Source organism: Kribbella sp. NPDC050820 (assembly GCF_040653975.1).
Taxonomy (GTDB): domain Bacteria; phylum Actinomycetota; class Actinomycetes; order Propionibacteriales; family Kribbellaceae; genus Kribbella.
The window spans coordinates 29,501-53,596 of record NZ_JBFAHB010000031.1 but is presented as its reverse complement, the minus strand read 5'-3'; the positions used below and the strand labels follow the sequence as shown (position 1 = coordinate 53,596).

Below are 24,096 nucleotides of genomic sequence, written 5' to 3'. Positions count from 1 at the left end.
ACAGCCGGGTGAGACGGAGGTACGGATGACGACCAGGCTGAGTGATGTGGCGGCCCGCGCCGGGGTGTCGGTGAAGACGGTGTCGAACGTCATCAACGACTATCCGCACATCACCTCGCAGACCCGGGCGAAGGTCGAGGCCGCGATCGCGGCGCTGGACTACAAGCCGAACGTGAGCGCCCGTTCGCTGCGCAAGGGCCGGTCGGACTTCATCGCGCTGGCGATCCCGGAGATGGCCTCGCCGTACTTCGCGGAGCTCGGCGCCGCGATCAGCCGGGCCGCGAAGAAGCGCGGGATCACCGTGCTGATCGACCAGACCGAGGGCGAGTCCGGGGCCGAGAAGCTGGTCCTGGACGGCATGCGCGGGCAGCTGATCGACGGCATCATCTTCTCCCCGATCACCACCGCTCCGGCCAAGATCGGTACGGCGGGAACCGCGAAACCCCTGGTCCTGCTGGGCGAACGGCCGACCGGCGGCTCCTTCGACCACGTCGCGGTCGACTCGGTCCAGGCGTCCTTCGACGCGACCACGCACCTGGTGTCGATCGGCCGGCGCCGGATCGCGGCCATCGGCGTCGGCGGGGGCGCCGGCACCGGCGCCGTACGGCGGAAGGGCTATCGGAAGGCGTTGAAGGCCGCCGGGCTGCCGCACGATCCGGCGCTGGAGCTGGCCGGGACCGGGTACCACCGGCCGGACGGCGCGGCGTCGATGCGCGAACTGCTGGCGCTGCCCGAGCCGCCGGATGCCGTGTTCTGCTTCAACGACCTGCTCGCGCTCGGAGCCCTGCGCACGTTGGCCGACGCTGGGTTGAAGGTGCCGGACGATGTCGCCGTCGTCGGGTTCGACGACATCGAGGACGGCCGCTACCACTCGCCGTCACTGACCACGATCTCGCCGGACAAGGAGTGGCTGGCGGAGAACGCGGTCGGCCTGCTCCTGGAGCGCATCGCCGGCAATGCCGAGGCCGCACGTCGCGACCTCAGCGTGCCGTACACATTGGAGATCCGAGAGTCGACCGCCGGCTAGAAGACCGCGACTCTCGGCGGTTCAGCGAGGGACGACCTTTGCGATCAGCGGTCGGGGATTCCGGCCAGCTGCTTGGCCAGGCCGTTCTGCGTCTTGTTCAGCCGGCCGACGAGCCCGAGTACGGCGTTGCGCAGCGGGCGGACCGGTCGCGGAACGTTGGCCAGCCGGGTCAGTCGATGCGCCAGCCCGACGACGCGGAGAGCCTCGGTGCGACTGGTCGCAGCGTAGGTGTCGAGCTCCGACTCATCGCCTTGACCGAGGGCTGTGGACAGCGCTTCAGCAAGGGCGATCGCGTCGCGGAGGCCGAGGTTCATGCCCTGGCCGCCGGCCGGGCTGTGAGTGTGCGCGGCGTCGCCGGCCAGCAGCACGCGCCCGGCGCGGTAGTTCTCCGCCACCCGCTCGTGGATCCGGAACCGCGAGCCCCAGATCACCTCGGTCACCACCGGCGCGGTCTTCCGCGGTCCGCGAGCAGACAGCAACTGCTGGGCGTAGGCGAGGTCCGGGTGCTCCGGCGCCTTGTCCACCGACGCGACCAGCCGGAACGATCCGTCCGGCAGCGGCGCGATCACCAGCAAGCCAGCAGTCGCGAAGGACAGCGAGACCTCCTCGGCCGGCAGTCCGTCGGCCCGGACATCCACCAGGCTGAAGTTCAGCTGCAGGGTGTTGCCCGGCATCTGCAGCCCGGCCAGCTCGCGGATCGTGCTGTGCATGCCGTCGGCGGCGACGACGTACTGCGCCTGGATCACGTCGCCGTTGTCCAGCGTCACCTCGGCGCCGTCCGCGGACTGCGTCAGGCCGGTGGCGGAGTACGGGCGAAGGACGGTCCCACCGAGCTCTTCGAGGCGCTCGAGCAGGATCTGCTCGGTCTGCCACTGCGGGATCATCAGTGTGAACGGGTAGTCCGTGGGCAGATCGCGGAAGCTGACCGGGACCAGGCGGCGGTCGCCGTCGCGGATCGCGAAGTCCTGCAGTTCGAGGCCGAGCTCGATCAGGCGCTTGGTGACGCCGATCCGCTCGAGCATCTCCAGGGTCCGGGCGTGGATCACCGAGGCGCGCGAGGTGTTCGAGCCCTCGGCCTGCTTGTCGACAACCACCACGGAATGTCCGCGCAACCGCAGCTCGGTTGCCACCGCGAGCCCGACCGGGCCCCCGCCCACCACTACGACCTCGACACTCTTCGGAGTCATCGTTGCCCCTTTCCGTATTTATCAACGCCTGTTGACTTTTACTCTAGGGACGGTCGCCGGAAAAGTCAACAAGTGTTGGCATATGCTGGAGGCATGGCGGAACGGAAGTCGGACCGGACCCGGGCGGCGATCCTCGCGGCGGCGCGGGAGCGGTTCGGTGCGGACGGGTACGAGCGGGCCACGATCCGGGCGATCGCGGCCGACGCGGCGATCGACCCGGCGATGGTGATGCGGTACTACGGCAACAAGGAGAAGCTGTTCGCCGCGGCGGCCGAGTTCGACCTGCGGTTGCCCGACCTCGGCGGCGTACCGCGAGACGAGCTGGGGGAGGCGCTGATCCGGCACTTCCTGACCCGCTGGGAGGGCGACGACACGCTCCGCGCGTTGCTGCGGGCAGCGGTCACGAACGAGTCAGCGGCCGAGCGGATGCGGGAGCTGTTCGCCGCGCAACTCGCCCCCACTCTGCGCGAGTTGAAGGTCGACCAGCCCGCAGTCCGTGCCGGGCTGATCGCCACCCAGACCCTCGGCCTCGCCCTCTGCCGCTACATCCTCGAGCTCGGCCCGGTCACCGCACTGACGCATGACCAACTGGCGGCCGTTCTCGGCCCGACTCTGACTCGCTACCTCACTGCCCCGCTGGGCTGATCCAGCGCTGCGTGGCGGGGAGAGCTTCCTCCAGGGGCGGGAGGTGGGGGTGCCACTTGAGCTCCCACTCGAGGGACAGTGGGTAGTCCTGGCCGTCGAGGGCGCCGAGCAGGTCCTGGATCGGGAAGTCGCCGGTGCCGATCGCGACCGGGCGGTACTTCTGCTGCGAGTCCGACTCCTTGATCTGGACGAACTCCAGCCACGGCTTCAGCAGCTCGAACGACTCCGCCGGGGTCTCGCCGTGGCTCCAGGTGTGGGCGCTGTCCCAGATGACCTTGGTGTTGTGGCCGGGGACATCGGAGTCGAGCAGCGTGAGCAGCCCGGCCATCTTGCGGCCGGCCGAGTGCGAGTCGTGGGTCTCCAGCAGGATCTGGCTGTCTCGCGGTGCGCTCGTGACCCGGTCGAGGGCGCGGATCTCGCCGGCGCTCGGCGAGTCCGCCGTACCCGCGGCAGCGCTCGGATCAGGGTCGCCGGGGAAGACCCGGACGCCGCGGGCGCCGAGGTCGGCGGCGAGCTCGAGGTGCGCCTCGAGCGGCTGCTCCTCGACCGCGCAGAGCTTGACGTAGCTGCTGACCGCGAGGATCTCCAGGCCGGCGTCCTCGATCCGGGTCCGCAGCTCACGCCGCTCGGCCGCGGTCAGGCCGGTGTTCGTGAACTCCTCGTCCGCGGCCCGCAGTTCCAGGCCGGAAATGTCGTTGCTTTTGGCAAGTTCCAGGACATGGTCGAGAGACGCTCCGGGGCAGCCGAGCGTGGAGAAGGCGAAAGTCATACGGCCTATTCGATCAGACCCAGCGGCGGCGCGGGTGGGTGCGCGGAGTGGTGCTGGTCTGGTCGGCCTGCTCCTGGTGCTCCGGGGCCTGCGGCTGCTCGTACGAGTACGGCGACTGCTGCTGGTACTCCGGCTGCTGCTGCTCGGGCTGCGAGTAGTAGCTGCCGTTGTAGTCCGTCGAGCTGTACGACGACTCCGACGCGTAGCTCTGGTTGTAGCTGTCGTACGACGGCTGGACGTTGCTGTACTCCGACCCGCTGTACGACGTCGGGCTGTAGGAGTCGTACGACGCCGACTCGTAGCCGTTGCCGCTGGAGTAGTCGCTGGCAGACGAGGACGAGTAGCCGTAGTCGGTGGACTCGTAGCTGTTGCCGTTCGAGTAGTCCGACTGACCGTACGACGCGTAGTCCGAACCGGACTCGAACGACGACTGGTAGCTCGCGGACTGGTCGTCGTACGAGCTGTAGTGGCTGTCGTCCGAAGCGGGGGTGTACGACGGCTCCGGACCGTACGACGGGACGGTCGGCAGCGGCTTGGACGGCGTCAGGAAGTCGTCCTGCTGGGGCGTGACGACCGGAGCCGGCTCGTAGTAGCCGGAGGACGCCGACACCGGCGACGAGCTGTGCGACGACGGTCCGTAGACCTCGTGGCTCTGCGCCGGCGCCACCTCGTGCGAGCGCGAGGCAGCGGGCTGGATCGCCGACGGGCTGTCCACCGCGACCCGAGCGGCCCGGCGGCCGGCGCGCGCAACAGGCGCGGGCTCAGGCTCGGGCGCGGGGGTGGGGTCGGCCTCCACGGGGGAGGTCGACGTCAGGTAGTCGGAGGTCGACTCGTACGAGTAGGTCTCGGAGTAGTTGCTCGCCCAGGACGGCGCCTCGGGCTGCGGCTGGTACTCGGGCTGGAACTGCTCCTGCGGCTGGTACTCGGCCTGCGGCTGCGGCTGGTATTCGGCGGCTGGCTGCTGGTACTCCGCGACCGGCTGCTGATACTGCGCGGCTGGCTGCTGGTAGTCGGCGGCCGGTTGCTGGTACTCCGCGGCCGGGGGCTGGTAGGAGTACGGCTCCGGCTCGACCACGGTCAGCGGCGGCGCCTCGTTCAGCCAACTGCTGCTCGACGCCGACGTCGACAGCGGGTCCTCGGTGTTGCTGAGGTAGTCGCTCCAGCTGGTCCGCTCGTAGCTGGTCTCTTCGGGCTTCTTCTCTTCCTGCCACGCGGTGACAGCGTCGAACTGCTCGGTCGCGGGACCGGCGTCGTCCTTGTCGTCGTCCTGCCAGCTCTGCACGACCGGCGCGAACGGGCTCCACTTCGGCGCCTCCTCGACCGGCGCGTCACCACCGAAGGCCGCGGGCGCCGCGGGCGCACCACCGAACGGGTTGCCACCACCGGAGAAGCCACCGGCCGCCGCACCGTCGCCCGGGAAACCGGCGGCGGGGGCAGGAGCGGGGGCGAACGGGCTGGCAGCCGGGGCCGGAGCGGGACCGCCGCCGGCCATCTGCAGCTCCGGCTGCCGCTCGAGCCGCAGTGCGGGCGCCGTAGCGCGGGCCGGGCTGTTGGCGATCGGCTCGTGGATCGCAGGCTGCTCGTCGGTGTCGTCGTTCGCGTACGTCGGTACGGCGGTCAGCTTCGGCTCGCGCTGGTCCCACCACGGGACCCACTCGCGGCTGGTCTGCATCGCGTTGATCTTGCGGATCACCATCGTCGCGGCGATCGCGGAGACCGCGGTCAGCACGAGGGACGCCGTACCGGCCAGGGCGATGCCGCGCAGCGACCCGACGGTCGCCTCCATCCACATCAGGAAGCGGCGGACCACCACGTCGAACGCGAGTGCGCCGATCCAGGTCACCCACCACACGGACGTGAGGGCGGGAGTCCTGAACCGGCGCAGGTCGTCGGTGTACACAGGGGTCTTCGGATCGCTGGCCAACCAGACGTCGTCGACGATCTGCTTGGGGTACCAGAGATTGGGTCCGGGACAGAACCAGCTGGCGAGCACCCAGCCATGGCTGCGGCGATGGTCGGCCTGGCAGAACACCTCGGAGTTGACCCGGGCCCGCCAGAGCCAGATGACGAAGACGACTGCGGCGGCGACCGAGATGACCACGTTGGGCACCGCGGTGACCTTGGCGATCGCGTCGGCGCGGTTCAGGTCCGCGTCGTCGACGTTCGGCATCCCGCCCAGGTAGCGGTTGACGACGGAATACGTGTTCCAGTCCGACCAGGTGGAGAGCAGATGGGTGAGGGTCGACGCGCCCAGGAGTCCGATGGCGATCTTTCCGACCGTCCCGACCTGCTGGAACTCTTCAGCTGCGTGCGGCTGCCAATCTTCTTCATGGTTCTGGACAGCAGACAGTACTGCTGGCTGCGGGTGGCTCACGTTCGTCCCTCGCGTTGCTGGAACTCCGTCTGTTCGGCGTTTCGGCCAAATCCTGCCCCCGCATGACCGAGCCACATTGATACCACGAAGTAAGTACCCGTGTGGAGCCGGGTCCAGCACGGAGGGTGTCGACTTAACGTGTTCTTTTCGTCCGCCCATCACCACTTGTAACGACGGATCGGACAGTGCGTGACGGTTTGGTTTACCTCGCAGGGGGTTGGAAGCCGGGCTGCGACTCGCCGATCGACCACCACGGCACCCAGGCCCGGTTCGTCTGCAGCTCGTCGATCCGCTGGATCAGGATCACCGCCAGCACGGCCGCCGCGGTGGTGAACAACGCCGAGATCGTGGACAGTACGACGTTCGTCCGCAGGTCGGGGAGCTCGGTCGCACCGCCGATCACCCCGCGCTGGACGATGTTGCCGGTGACCAGGCCGACCACCCAGGTGAGCCACCAGGCCCAGACCAGCCGGGTGCCCGGGATGCCGCGCAAGGTCGCGGTGTGCGGCGGCGTCCGCGGGTCGCTGGCGGCGACGATGTCGTCGACCACCTGCTTGGGGTACCAGAGGTTCACCACCGGGCAGATCCAGCTGCCGAGCACCCAGCCGCGGGTGAACCGGTGCTCGCCGCGGCAGAACATCTCCGCGTTCCACCGGACCCGCCACAGCCACACGACGAACACCGCCGCGGCCGCCAGCAGGGCGAGCGCGGCAACGATCCCGAGCGAGCCGGAGATCAGGTCCGCCTCGGCCAACTGGTCCGGGTCGTCGCCGTACTGCTTCACCGTCTGGTACGAGTACCAGTCGGACCATGCGGTCGCCCAGGTCGACACGGTGACGACCCCGATCAGGATCGACGCGGCCAGGCCCATCGCCCGCTCGGAGCTGAACCAGCGGTCCAGCGGCTGGGTCGACATGTGTCACAAATAGCACAACACGGCGTGACCAGGCGAGAACAACAGGTGCTGGAGGAGGGCGTGTCCGACGCCCTAGCTTGGTGTCGGCCGCGGTCGATGTCGCGAAACGGCCAGAAAGTGTCGGTGCGGGGCGGCAGGATGAGGGTATGCGCTGGTCCGTCATCGACTCACCCATCGGCGACCTGTCCCTGGCCGTCGACGACGCCGGGCTGTGCCGGCTGAACTTCGGGCGGGTCGACCGGCACCTGGAGCCGGACCCGCTGCTGACCGAGACCGCCGAGCAGCTGAAGGCGTACTTCGCCGGCGAGCTCAAGGAGTTCACCGTCCCGCTGTCGGTGCGCGGCGGCTCCGAGTTCGAGCGCGCCGTCTGGGCCCAGCTGAGCCGGATCCCGTACGGCGAGATGCAGACGTACGGCGAGGTCGCGAAGATCGTCGGGGACGCGGGCGCGGCCCGGGCCGTCGGCACCGCCTGCAACCGGAACCCGATCGCGGTCGTGGTGCCCTGCCACCGGGTCGTCGGCGCCGGCGGCAAGATGGTCGGCTTCGGCGGCGGCATCCCGCTGAAACGGCACCTGCTCGAGCTCGAGGCGCGGATCACGCTCGAGACGCTCTGGAGCTGATGCGCGTCCGGAAGCGAAAAGGTGTCCCCACCAGCACGCTGTGAAACCTGACGAAGATCTGACACCGGGCGACGCGTGCGAAGCCGTCCGGTGGGCTACTGGCGGGCTAAGGTCGCTAACAGCGATCACATCGTCACGTTTGAAGCGGGCGCTTCACCTGTGGCGTTTTGGCCCGCGTACCTCCCTGCCCCCCGGAAGACGCATAAATGAACAGAACTCACTCGACCGCACACCTCCACCCCGACCTGAGCGCCCTGATGGACAAGAGCGCCGAGGACTGGTCCGCACCCGAGATCCAGAGTGCTGCCCGCTCGGCCCTGAAACTGCACGCACCCGACCGCGAGCCGCTGACCTGGGTCAAGCGGTTCAAGATCGTTCCCTGGCTGCACCGCAACGACGCCGTCTGCCAGCACTGCGGCGGCACCTACCCGTGCATCACGCACCGGTACGCCACCCAACTGCTGTCGGCAGGCCGCTACACGATCGCCAAGCCGCAGCCCGAAGACGATGAGAACACCCAGCAGAACCTGAACTGAGCCGATTCTCGTCCGGCGTCGTTCGCGCAAGGCGACGTCGAAGGCAAAACGAAGGCCGCGAACCCCCTTCCGGGGGTCGCGGCCTTCGCCGTTGCGGTGGTCGGAACATGCAGTCGCCGGTCACCCGGCGGCCGGATGCTGCTGTCCGGTCAGGTGTCGGACGGCTTCGGGTTGCTCGTCTTCCGCGGGGTGGTCTTCTTCGCGGCGCCGTTGGCGGCCGCGTTCACCTCGGCGTCCGCGTCCTCCTTGGCGGTCTCGGTCGTGGCCGACTCCGCCTTCGGGGCGTCGGTCTTGCCGTTCGACTCGGCCTTGGCGTCCGGCTTCGACTCGGTCCGGGTCTCGCTCGGGCGCGACGTCGTACCGGCCGGGGCGGAGCTGTAGTCGCGGCCGCTGGTCGGGGTCGACTGCCAGGCCGGCTCCGGCGGGGTCAGCAGCTTCTTCACGGCCGCCGCGGCCAGGGCGCCGAAGCCCAGGAACAGCACGACCTTGCGGAGGCGGTGGCTCTTCTTCCTCGGTACGTCGAGCTCACCCTTGAGCGCGGCCTTGGTGGCCCTGCCCCGGCGCGAGGTCTCCTCGACGACCGGCTCGGCGGCGGCCGCCAGCGACGCGAGCGCCGCGGTCACCTTCGGCAGCACGTCATCGTTGAACCGCTCGCGGGCCTTCTCGGCCGCGTGCTCGGTGGCCGGGCCGACCTTGGCCAGCGCGTCGTCGATCACCGGGCTCGCCTTCTCCACCGCGACTCCGGCGTAGTGCGCGCCGCGCTCGACGGCCTTCTCGGCGTACGGCGACACCTTCTCCCGTGCGGTGCCCACAGCCGGACCGATCTTCTCCGACGCGGACTCGGCAAGCGGCCGGACCCGATCCTTCGCGGTCTCGACCCGGCCCTTGGACTTCGACAAACCCACGGTTCCCTCCTCGGTGCCGCCCGCCTCGGTGGGCAGCCATCTGGCCCATCGGCGGTATGGACGCAACTGATACGACTCTGGACAAATCCGGCTTCGTCTGCATCGTACGACGTACCCAGCCGACAAACCCGCTCCCGAGCATCCAGCCAGGCAGCTTGTAACGATCCATCCCACTGAGCCCCCGGTGCCCACCCACCCCCACCGCAACCCCAGGCCCCCTGACCCTCGAGCCTCAGAGCGGAGTGGATGGTCGTGCTTTTCGGGCGGTCGGTGGGGGTTTGCTTGGGGGCGCATGACAGGATCGATGACGTAAGCCGTAACGAATAGGAGTGACTCCCGTGGCCGAAGAGCTGTACGCGACCCTGCAGACGACGAAGGGTGACGTCGTCATCAGGCTGTTCCCCGATCACGCGCCGAAGACGGTGAGCAACTTCGTCGGCCTGGCCGAGGGCACCAAGGAGTGGACGGACCCGCAGACCGGTCAGCCGAGCAACGCCAAGTTCTACGACGGCCTGACCTTCCACCGGGTGATCGACGGCTTCATGATCCAGGGCGGCTGCCCGCTCGGCACCGGCACCGGCAGCCCGGGCTACGCCTTCGACGACGAGATCCACCCGGAGCTCAAGTTCGACCGCCCGTACCTGCTGGCGATGGCGAACGCCGGCATCCAGTTCGGCAAGGGCACGAACGGCTCCCAGTTCTTCGTCACCGTGGTCCCGACCCCGCACCTGAACCGCAAGCACACGATCTTCGGCGAGGTCGTCGACGACGAGTCGAAGAAGGTCGTCGACGCGATCGCGACCGCGAAGACCGCGCCGGGCGACCGGCCGATCGAGCCGATCGTGATCAACGCCGTTGTCGTCGAGCGCCGCAACGCCTGATTCTTCTCTGCGGGCCGGGCCGTGTGCCAGCACAGCCCGGCCCGCGCCGACACTCTGGGGAAGGACCGCCCGTCGTGACCGAGACCGTCTGCTACCGGCACCCGGATCGGCCCGCCGGGGTTCGGTGCCAGCGCTGTGACAAGCCGATCTGCCCGGAGTGCATGAAGAGCGCCGCGGTCGGTTTCCAGTGCCCGAACTGCTTCGCCGACGGCGTGAAGTCGGTGCCGCGGACCCGGACGTCGCTGGGCGGCATCCAGCGCGGGAACCCGCAGGTCGTCACGATCACGATCCTGGCGATCAACATCCTGGTGTTCATCGCGGTGCGCGCGGGCAGCAGCCGGATCGTCAACGACCTGGTGATGGTCCCGGTGCTCGTGGAGTCGGAGCCGTGGCGGCTGCTCACGTCGGCCTTCACCCACGTGCAGATCTTCCACATCTTCGCGAACCTGTTCATGCTTTACCAGGTCGGTCCGCCGCTGGAGCAGATGCTCGGCCGGACCCGGTTCATCCTGCTGTACGTGCTGTCCGCGCTCGGCGGCAGCGTCGCGGTCTGGTTCCTCGCCGCTCCGGTGTCGGCGACCCTCGGCGCGTCCGGCGCCGTCCTCGGCCTGGTCGGCGCGCTGCTGGTGATCAGCCGCGCCCGCGGCATGGACGTCACCTGGATCCTCGGGTACGTCGCCGTCACCGCAGTCATCTCGGTCCTGCTGCCGAACATCTCCTGGCAAGGCCACCTCGGCGGCTTCGTCGTCGGCGCAGCCGTCGCCTGGCTCTTCCTCCAAGACACCAAGCGCCGCCGCAAGAACAAAGCCCGGACATGACCCCCGACGAGATCACCGGCGTGGACTCCTTTCTGTACGGGTGTGTCGGCTGATGCGGTACCGGCTGTTCGGGCCTACCGGTCTGCGCGTGTCCGAGCTCTTCCTCGGCGCGATGCGGTTCCACTCCGTCGACCAGGCCCGGCCGATCGTCGACCGGTACGCCGACGCGGGCGGGAACATGATCGACACCGCCGACGCGTACGGCGCGAGCGAGGACATCGTCGGCGAGATCCTGGCCGGCCGCCGGGACCGCTTCGTGCTCGCCTCGAAGTACACGCTGTCCCGGGACCGGACCGACATCAATGCCACTGGCAACCACCGGAAGAACCTCCGGCTCGCGCTCGAGTCCAGCCTGCGCCGGCTGCGCACCGACTACCTCGACGTCTACTGGGTGCACTACTGGGAGCGGCACACCCCGATCGAGGAGACGCTGCGCGCACTCGACGACGCGGTCCGGGCCGGCAAGATCCTGTACGCCGGGATCTCCGACGCACCCGCCTGGCTAGTTGCTCGCGGCAACACGCTGGCCGAGTGGCGGGACTGGTCCGGGTTCGCCGGGCTGCAGGTGCCGTACAGCCTGCTGCAACGCGACATCGAGCGCGAACTGCTGCCGATGGCGGAAGCGTTCGGCATGACCGTCGCCGCCTGGGCGCCTCTTGCCCACGGCAAGCTCGCCAAACCCGCCGGCCCCGATGCCGACGAGCGCGAGCGGGCTGTGCTGGCCGCAGTACAAGAGGTCGCGAAGGAGTTGGACGTCACGCCGTCACAGGTGGCGCTTGCGTGGACCCGAGTGCACTCGCGCGCCGTCCACCCGTTGGCCGGGGCGAGCTCGGTCGAGCAACTGGCGGACAACCTGGCCGCGATCGACCTCGCCCTGCCCGCGGACGCCGTACGACGCCTGGAGTCCGCGACCGCGTTCGAGCTCGGCTTCCCGCACAGCTTCATCACCCCCGACCTGCTCGACCCCGAGCACATCGACGCCCGTTGAATCTTAAATGGCCTAGGCCACAATTCCTGATCGTTTCGGTGAACGCCCATCACCACCGCGCCCACCGCTCGTCGTACCAGGTGACGTCCCGACGGGGGACCAACTTGGTAAGGACATCCCGATGAGTCCACGTGCGGTAGACAAGCGAGCACGGCCAGGCAACGAGCACCACCACTGCTCGTCAGCGCAGCAGCAGGCAGGTGTCGCCGAACTCGTGCCAGAGGTAGCTCCGGTTGAGGGCCGCATCGTAGGCGCGTTGGACGGTGTCGCCGCCTACGACCGACTCCAGCAGGAGCAGGTGCGAGGCTTCGGGCGCGTGCATACCGGTGACGAGGCCGTCGACGACGCGGACCGGGTGGTCCGGGCCGAGGACAAGGTCGGTCCAGCCGTGCGAGGCAATGACCGTGCCGTCGGCGGCGACCGCTGACTCGACTGCTCGCACTGCGGTGGTCCCCACTGCGATCACCCGGCCGCCGTTGGCCTTCACCCAGTTCACCAACCGGGCCGTGTGCGCCGGCACGTCGTACCGCTCGGGCAACGGTGGTTCGTGGCTGTCCAGCGAGGACACACCGCAGTGCAGCAGGATCGGCGCGATCAGTACGCCTTCCGACGCGAGGTGACTGACCAGCTCGAAGCTGAACGGCCGCGCCGCACTGGGCATCTCCGCGCTTCCAGGCTCGCGTGCGAAGACAGTCTGGTACGACGCAAGCGGCCAACGCCGGCCGACGTACTTGTAGGTGATCGGCCGGCCGTGCCGCTGCAGATAGCCCACCGCGTCGGGTACTGGCGGCTTGGCTCGCCACAGCCGCGTGGAGTCCGGCTGGTACGGCGCCAGCAACGTCAGCACGCCCTCCGGCAGCTCCACCTGGTCGCCGGACGTGCCGCCGAACATCGGTGCGCCGCCGTTGCGCAGCTCGACGACCCAGGTGCCGTCGTCGAGTGCAGTGGAGAAGTGAACCACGACAGGCGCCACACCAGAGCCGGTGATCCACGAGCCGTCGACTGCGGCGGGCAGCGTGCCGGACGTGTTCACCAGCAGGAGGTCACCGGGTCGCAGGTGCTCACCGATCCGGTCGAACCGGGTGTGCGTGACGGTCGACCCCTCCGCGACCAGCAGCTTCACCTGGTCCCGGGACAGACCTCTCGCCTCGGGTGGTTCGGTGGCGTTCAGCGAGTCGGGCAGGACGAACCTCGTGTGGGGGTGCACCCTCACGACGTCACCGCCGGCGCGAACTCGGCCGCTCGGTACCGGCCACTCTTGGGACGGCTGTCGAGCAGCTGCAGGAACGCCGGTACGACGGTCGCCGGCTCGGGCCGGTCCGAGATGTCCTCACCCGGGAACGCAGCCTGGTGCATCGCCGTACGAAGGTCACCCGGGTCGACGGCGTAGACGGCCAGCGACGGGTGCTCGGCGGCCAGGACTGCGGTGGCGTGGTCGAGAGCGGCCTTCGCGGAGCCGTAGCCGCCCCAGCCTTCGTACGCCTCGACTGCCGCGTCGGAGCTGATGTTGAGCAGCACACCGGATGCTGCGGTGAGTTCAGGGAGCAGTGCCTGGGTGAGTGCGATCGGTGCGATCACGTCGACCTCGTACACGCGTCGCAGCTCGTTGAGGTCGGCCTGTCCGAGCGGCTGCAGCGGACTCGGGCCGAGGTAGCTCGCGTTGTTGACCAGCAGGTCGAGTCGGCCGCCGAGCTCGATCACCGCGTCGACCAGATCGGCACGGTGCTCGGGATCGGTGACGTCGCCGGCCAGCGGTACGACGTCGGTGCGGCCGGCCAGCGCGTCGGCGGCGTCCTTGAGGGCGTCGGCGCCGCGGGCGTCGATCACCAGGGCCCACCCGCGGTCGGCCAGCCCGTGCGCGAGCGCCAGCCCGAGACCGGCGGACGCGCCGGTGATGAGAGCGACAGGACGGTTGGATGCTTCAGGAGTCATGCCACCAACCGTCATACTTCAAGTCAACTTGAGGTCAAGAGAATCCCCGGATTCATCACGTTGTCCGGGTCGAGCACCCTTTTGACCGCCTGCAAAGCTTCGACTGCGAGCGGTCCGATCTCCTCCGCATAGGCAGTCCGATGGTCGGTGCCGACGCCGTGGTGATGACTGATCGTGCCGCCGGCCGCTGCGATCGCCTGGCTGGCGGCGGCCTTCGCCGTACGCCACTGCGCGACCGGATCGTCTGTCTGCGCCGAGATCACCGTGAAGTACAGCGACGCACCGGTCTCGTAGACATGCGACACATGGCAGAGCACGAGCGGCGGCGTGCCTTGCTCGGTCAGCGACTTCACCAGCGCCTCGGTCACCGCAGCCTTCAGCCCCGGCAGCTTCGACCAGAACGCCGCCGTCTCGAGCGTCTCCACCAGCGCGCCCTCGTCCAGCAACGGATCCCGCAGGTACGGCGCCCGGTACCGCCCCACGCGCCAGGTCTCCCCCGGACCTTCACCCAAGTTCTGGCCACCGGCCGCGGTCAGCGCCTCAGCCGTCGCCGCGTTGTACGGCCCATCGAACCCGACGATCGCGAGTACGCCGCCCGACCCGCCACCCAGGACATCCGGATCGGCGAGGTTCACCGCAGTCTCCGCCTCGTCCGACAACCGCAGCACGGTCGGCAACGGCCCGTCCTGCGCCAGCCGCCGGATCGCAGCCAGCCCGGCCTCGAAGTTCTCGAACCGCCAGCCCTCGAAGTGCCGCTCGGCCGGCCGCGGCCGGATCCGTACGACGACCGACGTGATGATCCCGAACGCGCCTTCCGACCCGAGCACCAACTGCCGCAGGTCTGGACCGGCCGCGGACATCGGCGCCCGGCCGAGCTCCACGGTCCCGCGCGGAGTCGCGAGCGTCAGCCCGACCACCATCTGGTCGAACCGCCCGTAGCCCGCCGACGACTGCCCACTCGACCGCGCGGCCGCGTACCCACCGATCGACGCGCCCTCGTAGGACTGTGGAAAATGCCCGAGCGTGTACCCGCGCTCGGCCAGCAGCGCCTCCGCGGCCGGACCACGGACGCCTGCCTGCAAGGTCGCCGTACGCGAGATCTCGTCGATCGCCACGAGTTGGTCGAGGCGGCGCAGGTCGACCGTGATGAAGCTCCGGTCGGCAGCCAGGCCGCCGACGACCGACGTACCACCTGAGTAGGGGACGACGGCCAAGTCTTCCTCGGAGCAGGCGGCGAGCAGGGCCTGCACCTCGTCGTGCGAGCCGGGGTAGACGACAGCGTCGGGCATGTCGGTGGTGTCGCCCGCGCGATGCCTGAGCAGGTCCGGAGTCGAGTAGCCGCGAGTGTGCGCCCAGCGGGAGTCCAGGTCGGTCGTGACGTGATCTTCGCCGACGATCGTGGCCAGGAAGTGCAGTTGCCCGGTCGTCAGGCCGGGCCGGCATTCCGGATCCACGGGTGCCGAAGCGGGTCGCCGTACGCCGAGATGCTTCAGCGCGTCGACGGCCGCAGCCGGGAGCTCGACGCGGTGGTCGGGGTCGCCCCAGCGGCCCGGCGTGAGATGCACCACCGGCAGGTCCGACTCGGTCATTCTGATCTCCCGATCGCTGGGCTGGAGGGGTAGCGTCCGTGGCAGGTGCGACCCCCTGGCTCCCACCTGCCACGGACAGTTCCCGGACGCCACAGTCGCTGATACACTCTGACGTGTGATGTCTCAGCGTAGCAGCGAGTCGGCTCAGGAAACAGCGTCCGAGACCAGTACGCGTCCAACGCCCGCCAACGCGATCGGCGAGGAGCGGATCCTGGACGCGTCCTACGAGCTGCTGCTCGCGATCGGGATGCGCCGGATGACGATGGCCGACATCGCCCGGCACGCCGAGGTCTCCCGCGCGACCCTCTACCGGCGCTGGCCGAACGTGCAGGCCGTGGTCGCCGCGCTGATGACCCGGGAGTGGACCACCGCGCTGATGTCCGCGTTCCAGCCGGACGCGGTGGACGGCCGGTCCCGGCTGGTCGAGGGCGTGGTCGAGGTGGTCGCCAAGACCCGCGTGCACCCGCTGATGCGCAAGATCATCGAGCTCGACCCGGAGTTCCTCACGCCGTACCTGCTGGAGCGCCGCGGCAGCAGCACGGTCGCGCACCTCGCGCTGGTCGAGGAGGGCATCAAGGCCGGCCAGACCGACGGCTCGATCCGGTCCGGCGACCCGGTCTGGCTCGCCCGGCAGATCATTCTCGTCTCGCTGGCCTCGGCCGTGTCCGGGCCGGTGATGGCCTCCAAGGACGAGTACCCGCATCTCGATGACGAGCTGCGGGTGATGCTCACCAGGTATCTGACGCCATGATCAGCGTGGGCAACGCCAGCCTGAACGCGGCGCGCCGGACCCGCGAGCTGGAGTGGCTGGACACGGTCGGCAAGGTCGACGTGCTGGTCATCGGCGGCGGAGTCACCGGTGCAGGTGTTGCCCTGGACGCGGCCGCGCGCGGCCTGACCGTTGCCCTGGTGGAGAAGCACGACCTCGCGTTCGGCACCAGCCGGTGGAGCTCGAAGCTGGTGCACGGCGGGCTGCGGTACCTGGCCTCCGGCCACGTCGGCATCGCGTACGAGAGCGCGGTCGAGCGCGGCATCCTGATGAAAACGACCGCGCCCCACCTGGTCCACCCGGTGCCGCAGGTCGCTCCGTGGTTGCCACAGGCAAGGTTGGCGCAGGCCGCGCTGCTGCGGGGCGCGTTCCTCGGCGGCGACGTCCTCCGCACGTTCGCGCGGACCAGCGACGACTACCTGCCGCACTCGCGCCGGGTCAGCTCGGCCGAGATCCTCCGCTACGCGCCGACGCTGCGTCCGGACGGCATGCGCGGCGGCTTCCTGACCTGGGACGGGCAGTTGTACGACGACGCCCGCCTGGTGGTCGCGATCGCGCGGACCGCAGCGCAGTACGGCGCTCGCGTGCTGACCCGGGTCGCAGCCACCGACGTCACCGGGCGAGGCGCCGTACTGGTCGACCAACTGACCGGACAGCGGCTGCAGATCGACGCGTCGGTCGTGATCAACGCGGCCGGGATCTGGGCCGACCAGGTTGCCTCGGAGATCAAGCTCCGGCCGAGTCGGGGGACCCATCTGGTCCTGCCGCAGTCGGCCTTCGGCGGGCTGTCCGCCGTACTGACCGTTCCGGTGCCCGGTCAGCTGCGGCGCGTCGTGATGGCGATCCCGGCGCCGGACGACCGGGTGTACGTCGGGCTGACCGACGAGGAGGCCCCCGGACCGGTCAGCGACGTGCCGCACGCGACCGATGCCGAGATCGACTTCCTGCTGTCCACAATCAGCTCGGCAGTGCAGGTGCCGCTGACGCGGTCCGACCTGCTGGGGACGTACGCCGGCCTGCGGCCACTGCTCGACACCGGTCACCACAAGGGCGAGGACAAGACCGCGGACATCTCCCGTCGGCACGCGGTGATCACGAGCGCCGACGGGCTGGTGACGATCGTCGGCGGGAAGCTGACGACGTACCGGCGGATGGCGCAGGACACGCTCGACAAGGCGCTGCAGCAGTCCACGCTCTCGGTACGACGCCCGTGCTTGACGCACCGGATTCCGCTCGTGGGCGCGGCCGACCGCGTGCGGTTGGCTGCCGTGCGGGCGCCGTCGCGGTTCGTCCAGCGGTACGGCGTGGAGGCGCCGGACGTGATCGCGGGAGCGCCGTCGTTGCTGGAGCCGATCGCGCCGCGGTTGCAGACCACGTTTGCGGAGCTGCTGTTCGCCGTACGGCATGAGGGTGCGCTGACCGCGGACGACGTCCTGGATCGGCGGACGCGGATCGGGTTGTCGGCGGCGGACCGCGAGCTGGCGATGCCCGCCGTCCGGGAGGCGTTCGCCGGCGTCTGACCTCGGCCTGTGGATAACGGGTTGAACGCTCCCAGGGCTGGGTTAACTTGGCTGCGAGGGGGTGAAGAGGTGACGCAGCCGTACCCGCGGCCTGGTGGTCCGCAGCCGTTCCGGCAGCCGTATCCGGTGCCGCATCGACCAGGGCCGTATCAACCTGTGCCGAGTCAGCCCGTGCCGCCGCGGTACCGGCCGTTGCGGAAGATCGCGCTGGTCAGCATCGCGCTGATGGGCCTGACCGCGGTCGGCGCGGTGATCCAGACCGCGCTGATGTGGAGCTCGTACGACGAGGTCAAGCGGTTCGTGTACGGGTTGCTCTCCGAGGAGGAGCTCGACCGCGCGGTCAGCTCGATCGCGGGCACCGGGCCGCTGCTCAACCTGGTCAGCTACCTGCTGATGGGGACGGCGATCGCGTTCCTGATCTGGCTGTGGCAGGCGCGGGAGAACGCGGACTTCCTGCACTCACCGTTCGCCCCGCGGGCCCGCGAGCAGCAGGGGCAGCTGCACCGGCATGCGAACGGCTGGGTCGTCGGGTCGTGGTTCTGCCCGGTCGTGCAGTTCTGGTACCCGCTGCAGATCGTCCAGGAAGTCACCGCCGCGAGCGAGCCGCCGTCGGAGCACGGGGTGTCCCGCCGCGGCCCGATTCGGGCGCTGCTCTACGGCTGGTGGGCGACGTGGACCGGGTTCTGGGTGATCGTGGTCGGCGGTAGCGGGTTCGCGGTCATCGCGTTCATCGTCTGGATCGTGCGCCTGGTCGACGCGGCCGACACTGCGGACCAGACCGGCGACTACGTCGACATCTACGACCTGCAGGACTTCATGGTCCGGGTCGCGCTGAGCGTCAACATCGCCTTCACTGTGGCAACCGTGCTCCTGATCGCGGCCGCTGTCGCCGCCTCCCTGCTTCTGCTTCGCGTCACGCGCTGGCAGCACGACCAGTCGACGATGCCGCCGCCGACTGTTGCGCCACCCGAGCCGCCGCAGTACGCGCCGCGCTACAGCCAGCCCGGCCCGACGTTCCCGTCGTACCGCCCGCATCAGGGGTAGGCGAGGACGGCGGTCGCGTCGTCGTACCGCTTGCCGCGGAAGCTCGCCGCCGGCGCCTTTTCGTCGTAGGCCCAGACCCGCTCGGCGAGTTCGCGGGGTCCGTCCGCGCTGAGAACGTTGAGCAGGTCGTCCCAGGTGTGGCCGTAGCGTTCGACGTACCGAGCCGCACCGTCGGACAGTACGGCGATCACCTCGACGTCGGCGCGGTCCGTCGTACCGGCGACCGCCTCGTAGGCAGCCTTGGGCTGGGTGCTCGCGACCCAGAAGCCGCCCGGCTGGTTTCGCAGCCGTCGGACCGCGTCGAGCGTGTACTCGGGCAACAGATCGATTCGGTCGTCGCTGTGCACGGACACCTGTCCGCCGGCCGACCTCATCACCACGGGCGAGTCAGCCAGGACGAGGTGTTCGACGGTGTCCGCGCCCACCCGCACCATCGCGACTGTGGACGACGGGCTGTCCGGATTGTCGAGGTCACAGCTGTCGGCGTGGCCGGCGCAGACCGCCGCGATCGCCTCGGCAAGCAGGTCCGGCAGCGGCGCAGTCGAGCGAGACAGCAGAGGTACGACGAGCTGAGCGCCCAGCTGACCGACCAGCCAGGCCACCGTGTGCCGGCAGCCGGAGTCGACGCCTCGCGGTGCGGTGGCACCGTCGAGGACGACCACGAAGTCGGGTCCGGTCAGGACGAGATCCTCGTTCACCGCCGGCGGTCGACGGTCGGGCGCGGGCTGGGTGAACGAGCGGATCTGCACCTGCCCAGTCTCTACGGTCGCGCGGCCCAGCTGTCGGCGAGGGACTGCTCGAGGGAGATCTTCGGGGACCAGCCGAGCTGCTTGCCGATCAGCGCAGTGTCCGCCTGCTGCCAGGTCGCGCCGCGAATCGTGTCCGGTCTGGCCTCCTCGACGATCTTGGCCGGCTGTCCACTCAGTTCGAACAGCTGACCGGCGACGTCGCGCGCCAGACTCGCCCGTCCGGTGCCGACGTTCAGGACCGGCGGCGGCTTGGCATCGGCAAGCGCCACCGCGACCACCGCTTCGGCGACATCGCGGACGTCGACGAAGTCGCGCCAGACGTCGAGCGACCCGGCCTCGATCGTGTGCCTGGACCGCAGGTCCCGGATCACCCGGCCGGTCAGCGTGCTCTCCGGCGCGTCCGGACCGATCACGTCGAACACCCGCAGGACGACCGCGTCGGCGCCGTTGCGCTGGGCGCGGAGCACGAGCTCCGAGCCGGCCAGCTTGGTGAGGCCGTACGGACCGGCCGGGCAGGGTTCGGTCTGTTCGTCCTGGCTGGTGCCTTGCGGTGCACCGCCGTACTCGGCGGCCGAGCCGAGGTGGACGAAACGGGCATGGCTGGCGTGGTCCCGGGCCGAGGCGAGCAGGGCCTCGACCGCGATCACGTTGGCCCGGACCAGGGTCGCGGAGTCGCCCAGCGTGGCGCCGGCCGCGTTGATGACGACGGTCGGTTTGTACATGCCGATCTGGGTGTCCAGCGCGTACGGGTGCATCGCGGCCAGGTCGCACAGCCGGTGCGGCTCACCCCGGCTCCGGCTCAGGCCGCGGTACTCGATGCCGCGGTCGGCGAGCAAAGCGCAGATCCTGGCGCCGAGGAAGCCTCCCGCGCCGAACACCATCACCCGCTCAGTTCCGGTCACTCCTCCATCGTGCGGTCCGTACTTGTCGGTCCGCCTTCCGTTCTCCGTCGTACCCATCACAAATGCACCAGCCGCCGACTTGCGGCACTGTGTCGGTACGGCGTGACAGGCTGGCCGGGACGTCTCAGCGACAGGGGACACCTCACTGACAGGGGAGCGCGATGCCAGACCGAGTGGACGGGCGGCCGCCGGCGCCGACCGAGTCGACGATCCGCGACTGGGATGACGCGGACCCGTCCGGCGAGACCTACCGCCGGGTGCTGTTCATCGACTCCGACCTGACCGAGGTGGACAACCGCGGCGGGGTCTTCGAGGAGTGCACGTTCCGCGGAGTCCGGTTCAACGCGTCGACGCACACCGACGCCGCGTTCGTGAACTGCACGTTCGTCCGCTGCTCGCTGTTCGACACCACGTTCACCCGGTGCAAGTTCGTCGGCAGCTTCTTCGACGACTGCACCTACAACCTGCTGAAGGTGTCAGGCGGCGACTGGTCGTTCACCGGGCTCCCGGGCGCGGACCTGCGCGGGACCGAGTTCACCGGGGTGAAGTTCCGGGAGGCGGACCTGACCGGCGTCCGAGCGGCCAAGGCGGTGCTGCGTGATCTCGACCTGTCCGGCGCGTCGCTGCACCGGGCCGACTTCACTGCGGCCGATCTCCGTGGCTCAGACCTCTCCACCCTCGACCCACTCACGGTTGAGCTGAAGACCGCCCGGGTCGACATCACCCAGGCGATGGTCATCGCCACGTCGCTCGGCCTCGATGTACGGCCTTAGGTCAGCAGACAGCTCCTGAGCCTGTGGATATCTCCGTGTGATCGTGTTGGCATCCCCCGTTTCATCCACAGCCTGTGGATAACTATCCGGATAACTTCGTACTCGCTCTGTGAGAATCTCACCGCGCCCGAGCGATCTGACGGAGGCCGTTCGCCGGCTTGGTGACCGGGACGGGCACTGGAAGCGGCCAACGGACCAGTTCGCGACGGTGCCGGGCCGGGGGCCGCCCGCGGACCACGAGCATCGCCGAGTGCTCGACGACGTACGGGACGGCGACCAGGCGGCGGTCGCGGATCAGGGTCTGCAGGCCGGCGGCCAGGCCGACGCCGGCGAAGGCGCCGAGGGTGTTGGCGACCAGGTCATGGAGTTGGCAGGAGCGGCCGAGTTGCGGGACCAAGGCCTGGATGGCCTCGACCGAGGCGGACATCCCGATGCCGGCGGCGATCCCGTCGCCCGGCCGGCCGCTGGCCAGCGTCAGCATCCCGGCGGCCGGGACGAACAGCAGCACGTTGAGCAGGCCCTGGATCGAGGTCAGGCCGCCGGTGGTGGTCAGGTAGGTGCCGCACTGGCCGATCTGGCCGAGGTTGTGCGCAGTCGGGCTGAGCGTGGCCGCGAGCACCAGCGCGAGGGCGCCGGGCAGGCAGAACGCCGCCAACCGGGGGACCAGGTCACCCGGCCGCCGCAGCTTCGACAGCGCGATCGGCAGCGCCATTCCGGTCAGCACGAGCCAGGTGTCCAGCAGATGGGGGATGCCGCGATAGGTCTCGAGCACGCGTCCGAAGCCTCCCGTGGTCGACCGGCCGACAGCTGTCTTCCTCGCCGAATTCGCTTCCTGACAAGACGATCAGCCGACCGCTCCCACAGTCGCCAGGCTTGTCCGGACATCTGCACGCACCCGCAAACAATCCGTGACAATCCGAGCACAAAATGTCACCAAAGACCCATGCCTAAGGCAACGATCATTTGCTGCAGCCTGCACCGAGGCGCTAGCGGCGGTTCCGTGCGACCGCGGCCGCGGACTCCTCGTCGCCGGATGCGCGGAGGCCGTCGATCACGCCGTCGATGTCGGCGTCCGGCCGGTTCTGGCTGAGCTTGACCTTCGCCTCGATCCGGCTGATCGCGAGCTCCACACCGACGATCGCGCGCAACTGCCCGGCGACGAACTTCTCCGGTGCGTCATCCACAGACCACGGCTCGGCTCGGCCGGCTTCGTGGTGGTCCGACAGCCGCCGTACGACGTCCTCGACCCAGGCCGGGTCGTCGTGCACGGTCAGCTTCCCGTAGACGTGCGCCGTCACGTAGTTCCACGTCGGGACGACCCGGCCGTGCTCGCGCTTGGAGGCGTACCAGGCCGGCGAGACGTACGCGTCCGGGCCGCGCATGATCACCATCGCCTCACCGATCACGTACTGCTGCCAGTGATCGTTGTTGCGGGCAAGGTGCCCGAGCAGCACGTTCCTTGAGCGGTCATAGACGAACGGCAGCATCGTGGCCACCAGCCCGTCCGGCGTCATCGTCACCAGGTCGGCTGCCCCGTGGTGGGTCAGCAGCTCGTGGACCGCCTCGTCATCGGCAGCGAAGTGCTTCGGAACGTACACGGCACCAGCCTCACCGACGCGCGCATCGGCCGATAGATCCAATCCGCGCAGGCTTCGTCAGTCCACTCAGTGACTGACTTCGTGCTCCCACTGGTCGCGCGGCTGCGTGTGGAGGCGCCAGTAGTGCTCCGCGATGTCGTCCGGGTCGTACGCCGTACCCGGAGCGACTGCACCGCCGACCGTCACGCTCGCAGCGTGGATGCCGGAGTCGCCGTACTGCTGGTCGAGCAGTGTCACCAGCGTCCGTACGCCGGCCTTGCCGAGCGACAGACTCGCATAGCCCGGCTTCGGCTCGGGCATCCCGCCGGTGATGATGAACGACCCGCTGCCGCGCTCAACCATCGCCGGTACGACGTGCGCCGCCGTGGTGATCGCCCCGACCACGTTGACCGCCCACGCGTCCAGATGCAGCTGCGCGGTCAGGTCGCCGACGGCGTCCGGCTGGATGATCGCCGCGTTGTAGACGACCACCTCCGGTACGCCGTACTGCTCGACGACTCGGTCGAGCGCCGCACGCAGGCCCACCTCGTCCGTGCTGTCGGCCGTCAGCGCGAGTACGTCACCGGTGATCCCGTCCGCGACCGACTTCACGGTCGCTTCCGACCGGGCGATCAGCCCGACACTCAACCCTGCCCGTGCAAACCGCCGCGCCACCGCCGCGCCGATCCCAGGCCCTGCTCCTACCACCACAGCTGCTGCCATGCCGGAACCTTAAAACCTCACATCAATGTCAGAGTCAAGTCAGTTCTTGAGTTTGGCGGCCGACTCGTAGTCGCGGCGCCAGTCGCCGGTCGGTGCGAGGATCACCCGCTCGGTGCCGGCGGCCTCGTACGCCTCGAGTTGCTCGGGCGAGTCCAGCTGCGGCGCGACGACGGTTGCCTTGATCGGCGCCCGGTCGTGCAGCCCGTTGATCTGGTCGAGGGCGGTTTTGACCTCGTCGGGCGACATCGCGATCGTCGCCCAGCCGTCGCCGTACCTGGCCGCTCGCCGGAAGGCCGCCTTCCCGTTGCCTGCGACAACGATCGGCGGGACGGGCGCACCGGGTGCGATCGTTGCCTCCACGCCGTCCTTCAGCGTTGCCGGCTTCCCGGCGATCAGCTCCGGCAGTACGGCGAGGGCCTCGTCCGTCAGCCTGCCACGGTCGGCGAAGGACACGCCCGCCGCCCGCCAGCCGATGTCGCCGTGCGCGAGGTTGCCGGTGCCGACTCCGAGGACGAGGCGGTTGCCGGACACGAGTTGCAGCGTGCTCACCTGCTTCGCCGCCCAGGCGACCGGTCGCAGTGCCAGCAGCATCACGTTGAACCCGACCGTGATCCGCTCGGTCACCGCCGCCGCGGTCGCCAGCACCACCGAGCTCTCCAGCATCGGCGCGCTCGCGATCAGATGATCCGTCGACCACACCGAGTCCAGCCCGATCTCCTCCGCGAACCGCGCACTCTCCCGGACGTCCCCGAGAATCGGCTTCGATGGGTCCGGCGTCGACGTCGGCAGGATCACTCCGATCTCAACTGTCATGCTCACCCTCAACCCGGTTCGTTGCCGAGTTGTTCCGCT

Annotated in this window: 25 protein-coding genes; 11 read left to right on the top strand and 14 right to left on the bottom strand. The window is 69.4% G+C overall.

Annotated features, from left to right (window positions below):
• Window positions 1-25 precede the first annotated feature (25 nt).
• Window positions 26-1,027: a LacI family DNA-binding transcriptional regulator gene (locus AB0H36_RS25070; RefSeq protein WP_360527941.1), complete on the top strand. Its 1,002-nt coding sequence runs from the start codon at window positions 26-28 to the stop codon at window positions 1,025-1,027.
• A gap of 44 nt (window positions 1,028-1,071) precedes the next feature.
• On the opposite strand, the gene AB0H36_RS25065 is transcribed toward AB0H36_RS25070, so the two are convergent.
• Window positions 1,072-2,214 (bottom strand): NAD(P)/FAD-dependent oxidoreductase, encoded by a 1,143-nt coding sequence (locus AB0H36_RS25065; RefSeq protein WP_360527938.1) that lies wholly within the window; start codon window positions 2,212-2,214, stop codon window positions 1,072-1,074.
• Between the two features lie 93 nt (window positions 2,215-2,307).
• Here AB0H36_RS25065 and AB0H36_RS25060 point away from each other — a divergent pair, with 93 nt between their 5' ends.
• On the top strand, window positions 2,308-2,859 hold the full coding sequence (locus AB0H36_RS25060) for a TetR family transcriptional regulator (RefSeq protein WP_360527935.1): 552 nt from the start codon (window positions 2,308-2,310) through the stop codon (window positions 2,857-2,859).
• Here AB0H36_RS25060 and AB0H36_RS25055 read toward each other — a convergent pair.
• The 3 genes from AB0H36_RS25055 to AB0H36_RS25045 form a co-directional block, all read right to left on the bottom strand.
• Entirely contained in the window at window positions 2,840-3,628 is a 789-nt protein-coding gene (locus AB0H36_RS25055; RefSeq protein ID WP_360527932.1) for a TIM barrel protein, read from the bottom strand. The two genes, AB0H36_RS25060 and AB0H36_RS25055, sit on opposite strands and share 20 nt — an antisense overlap.
• A 13-nt stretch (window positions 3,629-3,641) precedes the next feature.
• Window positions 3,642-6,002, bottom strand: coding sequence for a DUF4328 domain-containing protein (locus AB0H36_RS25050; RefSeq protein WP_360527929.1), 2,361 nt, complete (start codon window positions 6,000-6,002; stop codon window positions 3,642-3,644).
• Between the two features lie 202 nt (window positions 6,003-6,204).
• Window positions 6,205-6,918, bottom strand: coding sequence for a DUF4328 domain-containing protein (locus AB0H36_RS25045; RefSeq protein ID WP_360527926.1), 714 nt, complete (start codon window positions 6,916-6,918; stop codon window positions 6,205-6,207).
• Between the two features lie 146 nt (window positions 6,919-7,064).
• On the opposite strand from AB0H36_RS25045, the gene AB0H36_RS25040 reads away from it, so the two are divergent.
• Window positions 7,065-7,538, top strand: a complete 474-nt coding sequence (locus tag AB0H36_RS25040) for a methylated-DNA--[protein]-cysteine S-methyltransferase (protein ID WP_360527923.1) — start codon at window positions 7,065-7,067, stop codon at window positions 7,536-7,538.
• 206 nt (window positions 7,539-7,744) lie between these two features.
• Entirely contained in the window at window positions 7,745-8,074 is a 330-nt protein-coding gene (locus AB0H36_RS25035) for a hypothetical protein (protein WP_360527920.1), read from the top strand.
• Between the two features lie 149 nt (window positions 8,075-8,223).
• On the opposite strand, the gene AB0H36_RS25030 is transcribed toward AB0H36_RS25035, so the two are convergent.
• Window positions 8,224-8,979, bottom strand: a complete 756-nt coding sequence (locus AB0H36_RS25030) for a hypothetical protein (RefSeq protein ID WP_360527917.1) — start codon at window positions 8,977-8,979, stop codon at window positions 8,224-8,226.
• A 350-nt stretch (window positions 8,980-9,329) separates the two neighbouring features.
• On the opposite strand from AB0H36_RS25030, the gene AB0H36_RS25025 reads away from it, so the two are divergent.
• The 3 genes from AB0H36_RS25025 to AB0H36_RS25015 all read left to right on the top strand — a co-directional run bounded on the left by AB0H36_RS25025 (window position 9,330) and on the right by AB0H36_RS25015 (window position 11,666).
• A complete protein-coding gene (locus AB0H36_RS25025) occupies window positions 9,330-9,860 on the top strand; it encodes a peptidylprolyl isomerase (RefSeq protein WP_360528068.1) in 531 nt (176 codons plus the stop codon).
• 74 nt (window positions 9,861-9,934) lie between these two features.
• On the top strand, window positions 9,935-10,678 hold the full coding sequence (locus AB0H36_RS25020; protein WP_360527914.1) for a rhomboid family intramembrane serine protease: 744 nt from the start codon (window positions 9,935-9,937) through the stop codon (window positions 10,676-10,678).
• A gap of 52 nt (window positions 10,679-10,730) precedes the next feature.
• Window positions 10,731-11,666, top strand: coding sequence for an aldo/keto reductase (locus AB0H36_RS25015; protein WP_360527911.1), 936 nt, complete (start codon window positions 10,731-10,733; stop codon window positions 11,664-11,666).
• Window positions 11,667-11,847: 181 nt separating this feature from the next.
• On the opposite strand, the gene AB0H36_RS25010 is transcribed toward AB0H36_RS25015, so the two are convergent.
• The 3 genes from AB0H36_RS25010 to AB0H36_RS25000 are packed head-to-tail and all read right to left on the bottom strand — an operon-like array spanning window position 11,848 to window position 15,187.
• A complete protein-coding gene (locus AB0H36_RS25010; protein ID WP_360527908.1) occupies window positions 11,848-12,879 on the bottom strand; it encodes an S-adenosylmethionine:tRNA ribosyltransferase-isomerase in 1,032 nt (343 codons plus the stop codon).
• Entirely contained in the window at window positions 12,876-13,598 is a 723-nt protein-coding gene (locus AB0H36_RS25005; RefSeq protein WP_360527905.1) for an SDR family oxidoreductase, read from the bottom strand. The genes AB0H36_RS25010 and AB0H36_RS25005 overlap by 4 nt, the downstream gene beginning before the upstream one ends.
• Before the next feature lie 23 nt (window positions 13,599-13,621).
• Complete coding sequence (locus tag AB0H36_RS25000) at window positions 13,622-15,187, bottom strand: FAD-binding oxidoreductase (RefSeq protein ID WP_360527902.1); 1,566 nt, start codon at window positions 15,185-15,187, stop codon at window positions 13,622-13,624.
• A gap of 118 nt (window positions 15,188-15,305) precedes the next feature.
• On the opposite strand from AB0H36_RS25000, the gene AB0H36_RS24995 reads away from it, so the two are divergent.
• From AB0H36_RS24995 to AB0H36_RS24985, 3 genes are all read left to right on the top strand, one after another.
• Window positions 15,306-15,938 carry a TetR/AcrR family transcriptional regulator gene (locus AB0H36_RS24995; protein WP_360527899.1) on the top strand — a complete coding sequence of 211 codons (633 nt, stop codon included), beginning with the start codon at window positions 15,306-15,308 and terminating at the stop codon, window positions 15,936-15,938.
• A complete protein-coding gene (locus tag AB0H36_RS24990) occupies window positions 15,935-17,476 on the top strand; it encodes a glycerol-3-phosphate dehydrogenase/oxidase (protein ID WP_360527896.1) in 1,542 nt (513 codons plus the stop codon). Before AB0H36_RS24995 ends, AB0H36_RS24990 begins: the two co-directional genes overlap by 4 nt.
• Window positions 17,477-17,632: 156 nt before the next feature.
• On the top strand, window positions 17,633-18,520 hold the full coding sequence (locus tag AB0H36_RS24985; protein ID WP_360527893.1) for a DUF4328 domain-containing protein: 888 nt from the start codon (window positions 17,633-17,635) through the stop codon (window positions 18,518-18,520).
• Here AB0H36_RS24985 and AB0H36_RS24980 read toward each other — a convergent pair.
• Together AB0H36_RS24980 and AB0H36_RS24975 are read right to left on the bottom strand one after the other, a co-directional pair.
• Window positions 18,511-19,269 (bottom strand): protein phosphatase 2C domain-containing protein, encoded by a 759-nt coding sequence (locus AB0H36_RS24980; RefSeq protein WP_360527890.1) that lies wholly within the window; start codon window positions 19,267-19,269, stop codon window positions 18,511-18,513. The genes AB0H36_RS24985 and AB0H36_RS24980 overlap by 10 nt on opposite strands.
• An 11-nt stretch (window positions 19,270-19,280) precedes the next feature.
• Complete coding sequence (locus tag AB0H36_RS24975) at window positions 19,281-20,171, bottom strand: NAD(P)-dependent oxidoreductase (RefSeq protein WP_360527887.1); 891 nt, start codon at window positions 20,169-20,171, stop codon at window positions 19,281-19,283.
• Window positions 20,172-20,332: 161 nt separating this feature from the next.
• Between AB0H36_RS24975 and AB0H36_RS24970 the strand changes: the two genes are divergently transcribed.
• Window positions 20,333-20,944, top strand: coding sequence for a pentapeptide repeat-containing protein (locus AB0H36_RS24970; RefSeq protein WP_360527884.1), 612 nt, complete (start codon window positions 20,333-20,335; stop codon window positions 20,942-20,944).
• Window positions 20,945-21,062: 118 nt separating this feature from the next.
• Here the strand turns inward: AB0H36_RS24970 and AB0H36_RS24965 are convergent, their stop codons facing one another.
• The 4 genes from AB0H36_RS24965 to AB0H36_RS24950 all read right to left on the bottom strand — a co-directional run bounded on the left by AB0H36_RS24965 (window position 21,063) and on the right by AB0H36_RS24950 (window position 24,057).
• Window positions 21,063-21,716: a VanZ family protein gene (locus AB0H36_RS24965; RefSeq protein WP_360527881.1), complete on the bottom strand. Its 654-nt coding sequence runs from the start codon at window positions 21,714-21,716 to the stop codon at window positions 21,063-21,065.
• Window positions 21,717-21,930: 214 nt separating this feature from the next.
• Window positions 21,931-22,542, bottom strand: coding sequence for an FMN-binding negative transcriptional regulator (locus AB0H36_RS24960; RefSeq protein ID WP_360527878.1), 612 nt, complete (start codon window positions 22,540-22,542; stop codon window positions 21,931-21,933).
• Between the two features lie 66 nt (window positions 22,543-22,608).
• The gene (locus AB0H36_RS24955; RefSeq protein ID WP_360527875.1) at window positions 22,609-23,244 is read right to left on the bottom strand and encodes an SDR family NAD(P)-dependent oxidoreductase; all 636 of its coding nucleotides are present in this window, start codon (window positions 23,242-23,244) and stop codon (window positions 22,609-22,611) included.
• Window positions 23,245-23,283: 39 nt separating this feature from the next.
• Entirely contained in the window at window positions 23,284-24,057 is a 774-nt protein-coding gene (locus AB0H36_RS24950; protein WP_360527872.1) for an LLM class flavin-dependent oxidoreductase, read from the bottom strand.
• Window positions 24,058-24,096: the final 39 nt, after the last annotated feature.

Excerpts from the sequence above, each read along its gene's own strand:
- AB0H36_RS25070 (WP_360527941.1), top strand. The coding sequence starts at position 26 with ATGACGACCAGGCTGAGTGATGTGGCGGCCCGCGCCGGGGTGTCGGTG.
- AB0H36_RS25065 (WP_360527938.1), bottom strand. The coding sequence starts at position 2,214 with ATGACTCCGAAGAGTGTCGAGGTCGTAGTGGTGGGCGGGGGCCCGGTC.
- AB0H36_RS25060 (WP_360527935.1), top strand. The coding sequence starts at position 2,308 with ATGGCGGAACGGAAGTCGGACCGGACCCGGGCGGCGATCCTCGCGGCG.
- AB0H36_RS25055 (WP_360527932.1), bottom strand. The coding sequence starts at position 3,628 with ATGACTTTCGCCTTCTCCACGCTCGGCTGCCCCGGAGCGTCTCTCGAC.
- AB0H36_RS25045 (WP_360527926.1), bottom strand. The coding sequence starts at position 6,918 with ATGTCGACCCAGCCGCTGGACCGCTGGTTCAGCTCCGAGCGGGCGATG.
- AB0H36_RS25040 (WP_360527923.1), top strand. The coding sequence starts at position 7,065 with ATGCGCTGGTCCGTCATCGACTCACCCATCGGCGACCTGTCCCTGGCC.
- AB0H36_RS25035 (WP_360527920.1), top strand. The coding sequence starts at position 7,745 with ATGAACAGAACTCACTCGACCGCACACCTCCACCCCGACCTGAGCGCC.
- AB0H36_RS25015 (WP_360527911.1), top strand. The coding sequence starts at position 10,731 with ATGCGGTACCGGCTGTTCGGGCCTACCGGTCTGCGCGTGTCCGAGCTC.
- AB0H36_RS25005 (WP_360527905.1), bottom strand. The coding sequence starts at position 13,598 with ATGACTCCTGAAGCATCCAACCGTCCTGTCGCTCTCATCACCGGCGCG.
- AB0H36_RS25000 (WP_360527902.1), bottom strand. The coding sequence starts at position 15,187 with ATGACCGAGTCGGACCTGCCGGTGGTGCATCTCACGCCGGGCCGCTGG.
- AB0H36_RS24995 (WP_360527899.1), top strand. The coding sequence starts at position 15,306 with ATGTCTCAGCGTAGCAGCGAGTCGGCTCAGGAAACAGCGTCCGAGACC.
- AB0H36_RS24990 (WP_360527896.1), top strand. The coding sequence starts at position 15,935 with ATGATCAGCGTGGGCAACGCCAGCCTGAACGCGGCGCGCCGGACCCGC.
- AB0H36_RS24970 (WP_360527884.1), top strand. The coding sequence starts at position 20,333 with ATGCCAGACCGAGTGGACGGGCGGCCGCCGGCGCCGACCGAGTCGACG.
- AB0H36_RS24955 (WP_360527875.1), bottom strand. The coding sequence starts at position 23,244 with ATGGCAGCAGCTGTGGTGGTAGGAGCAGGGCCTGGGATCGGCGCGGCG.
- AB0H36_RS24950 (WP_360527872.1), bottom strand. The coding sequence starts at position 24,057 with ATGACAGTTGAGATCGGAGTGATCCTGCCGACGTCGACGCCGGACCCA.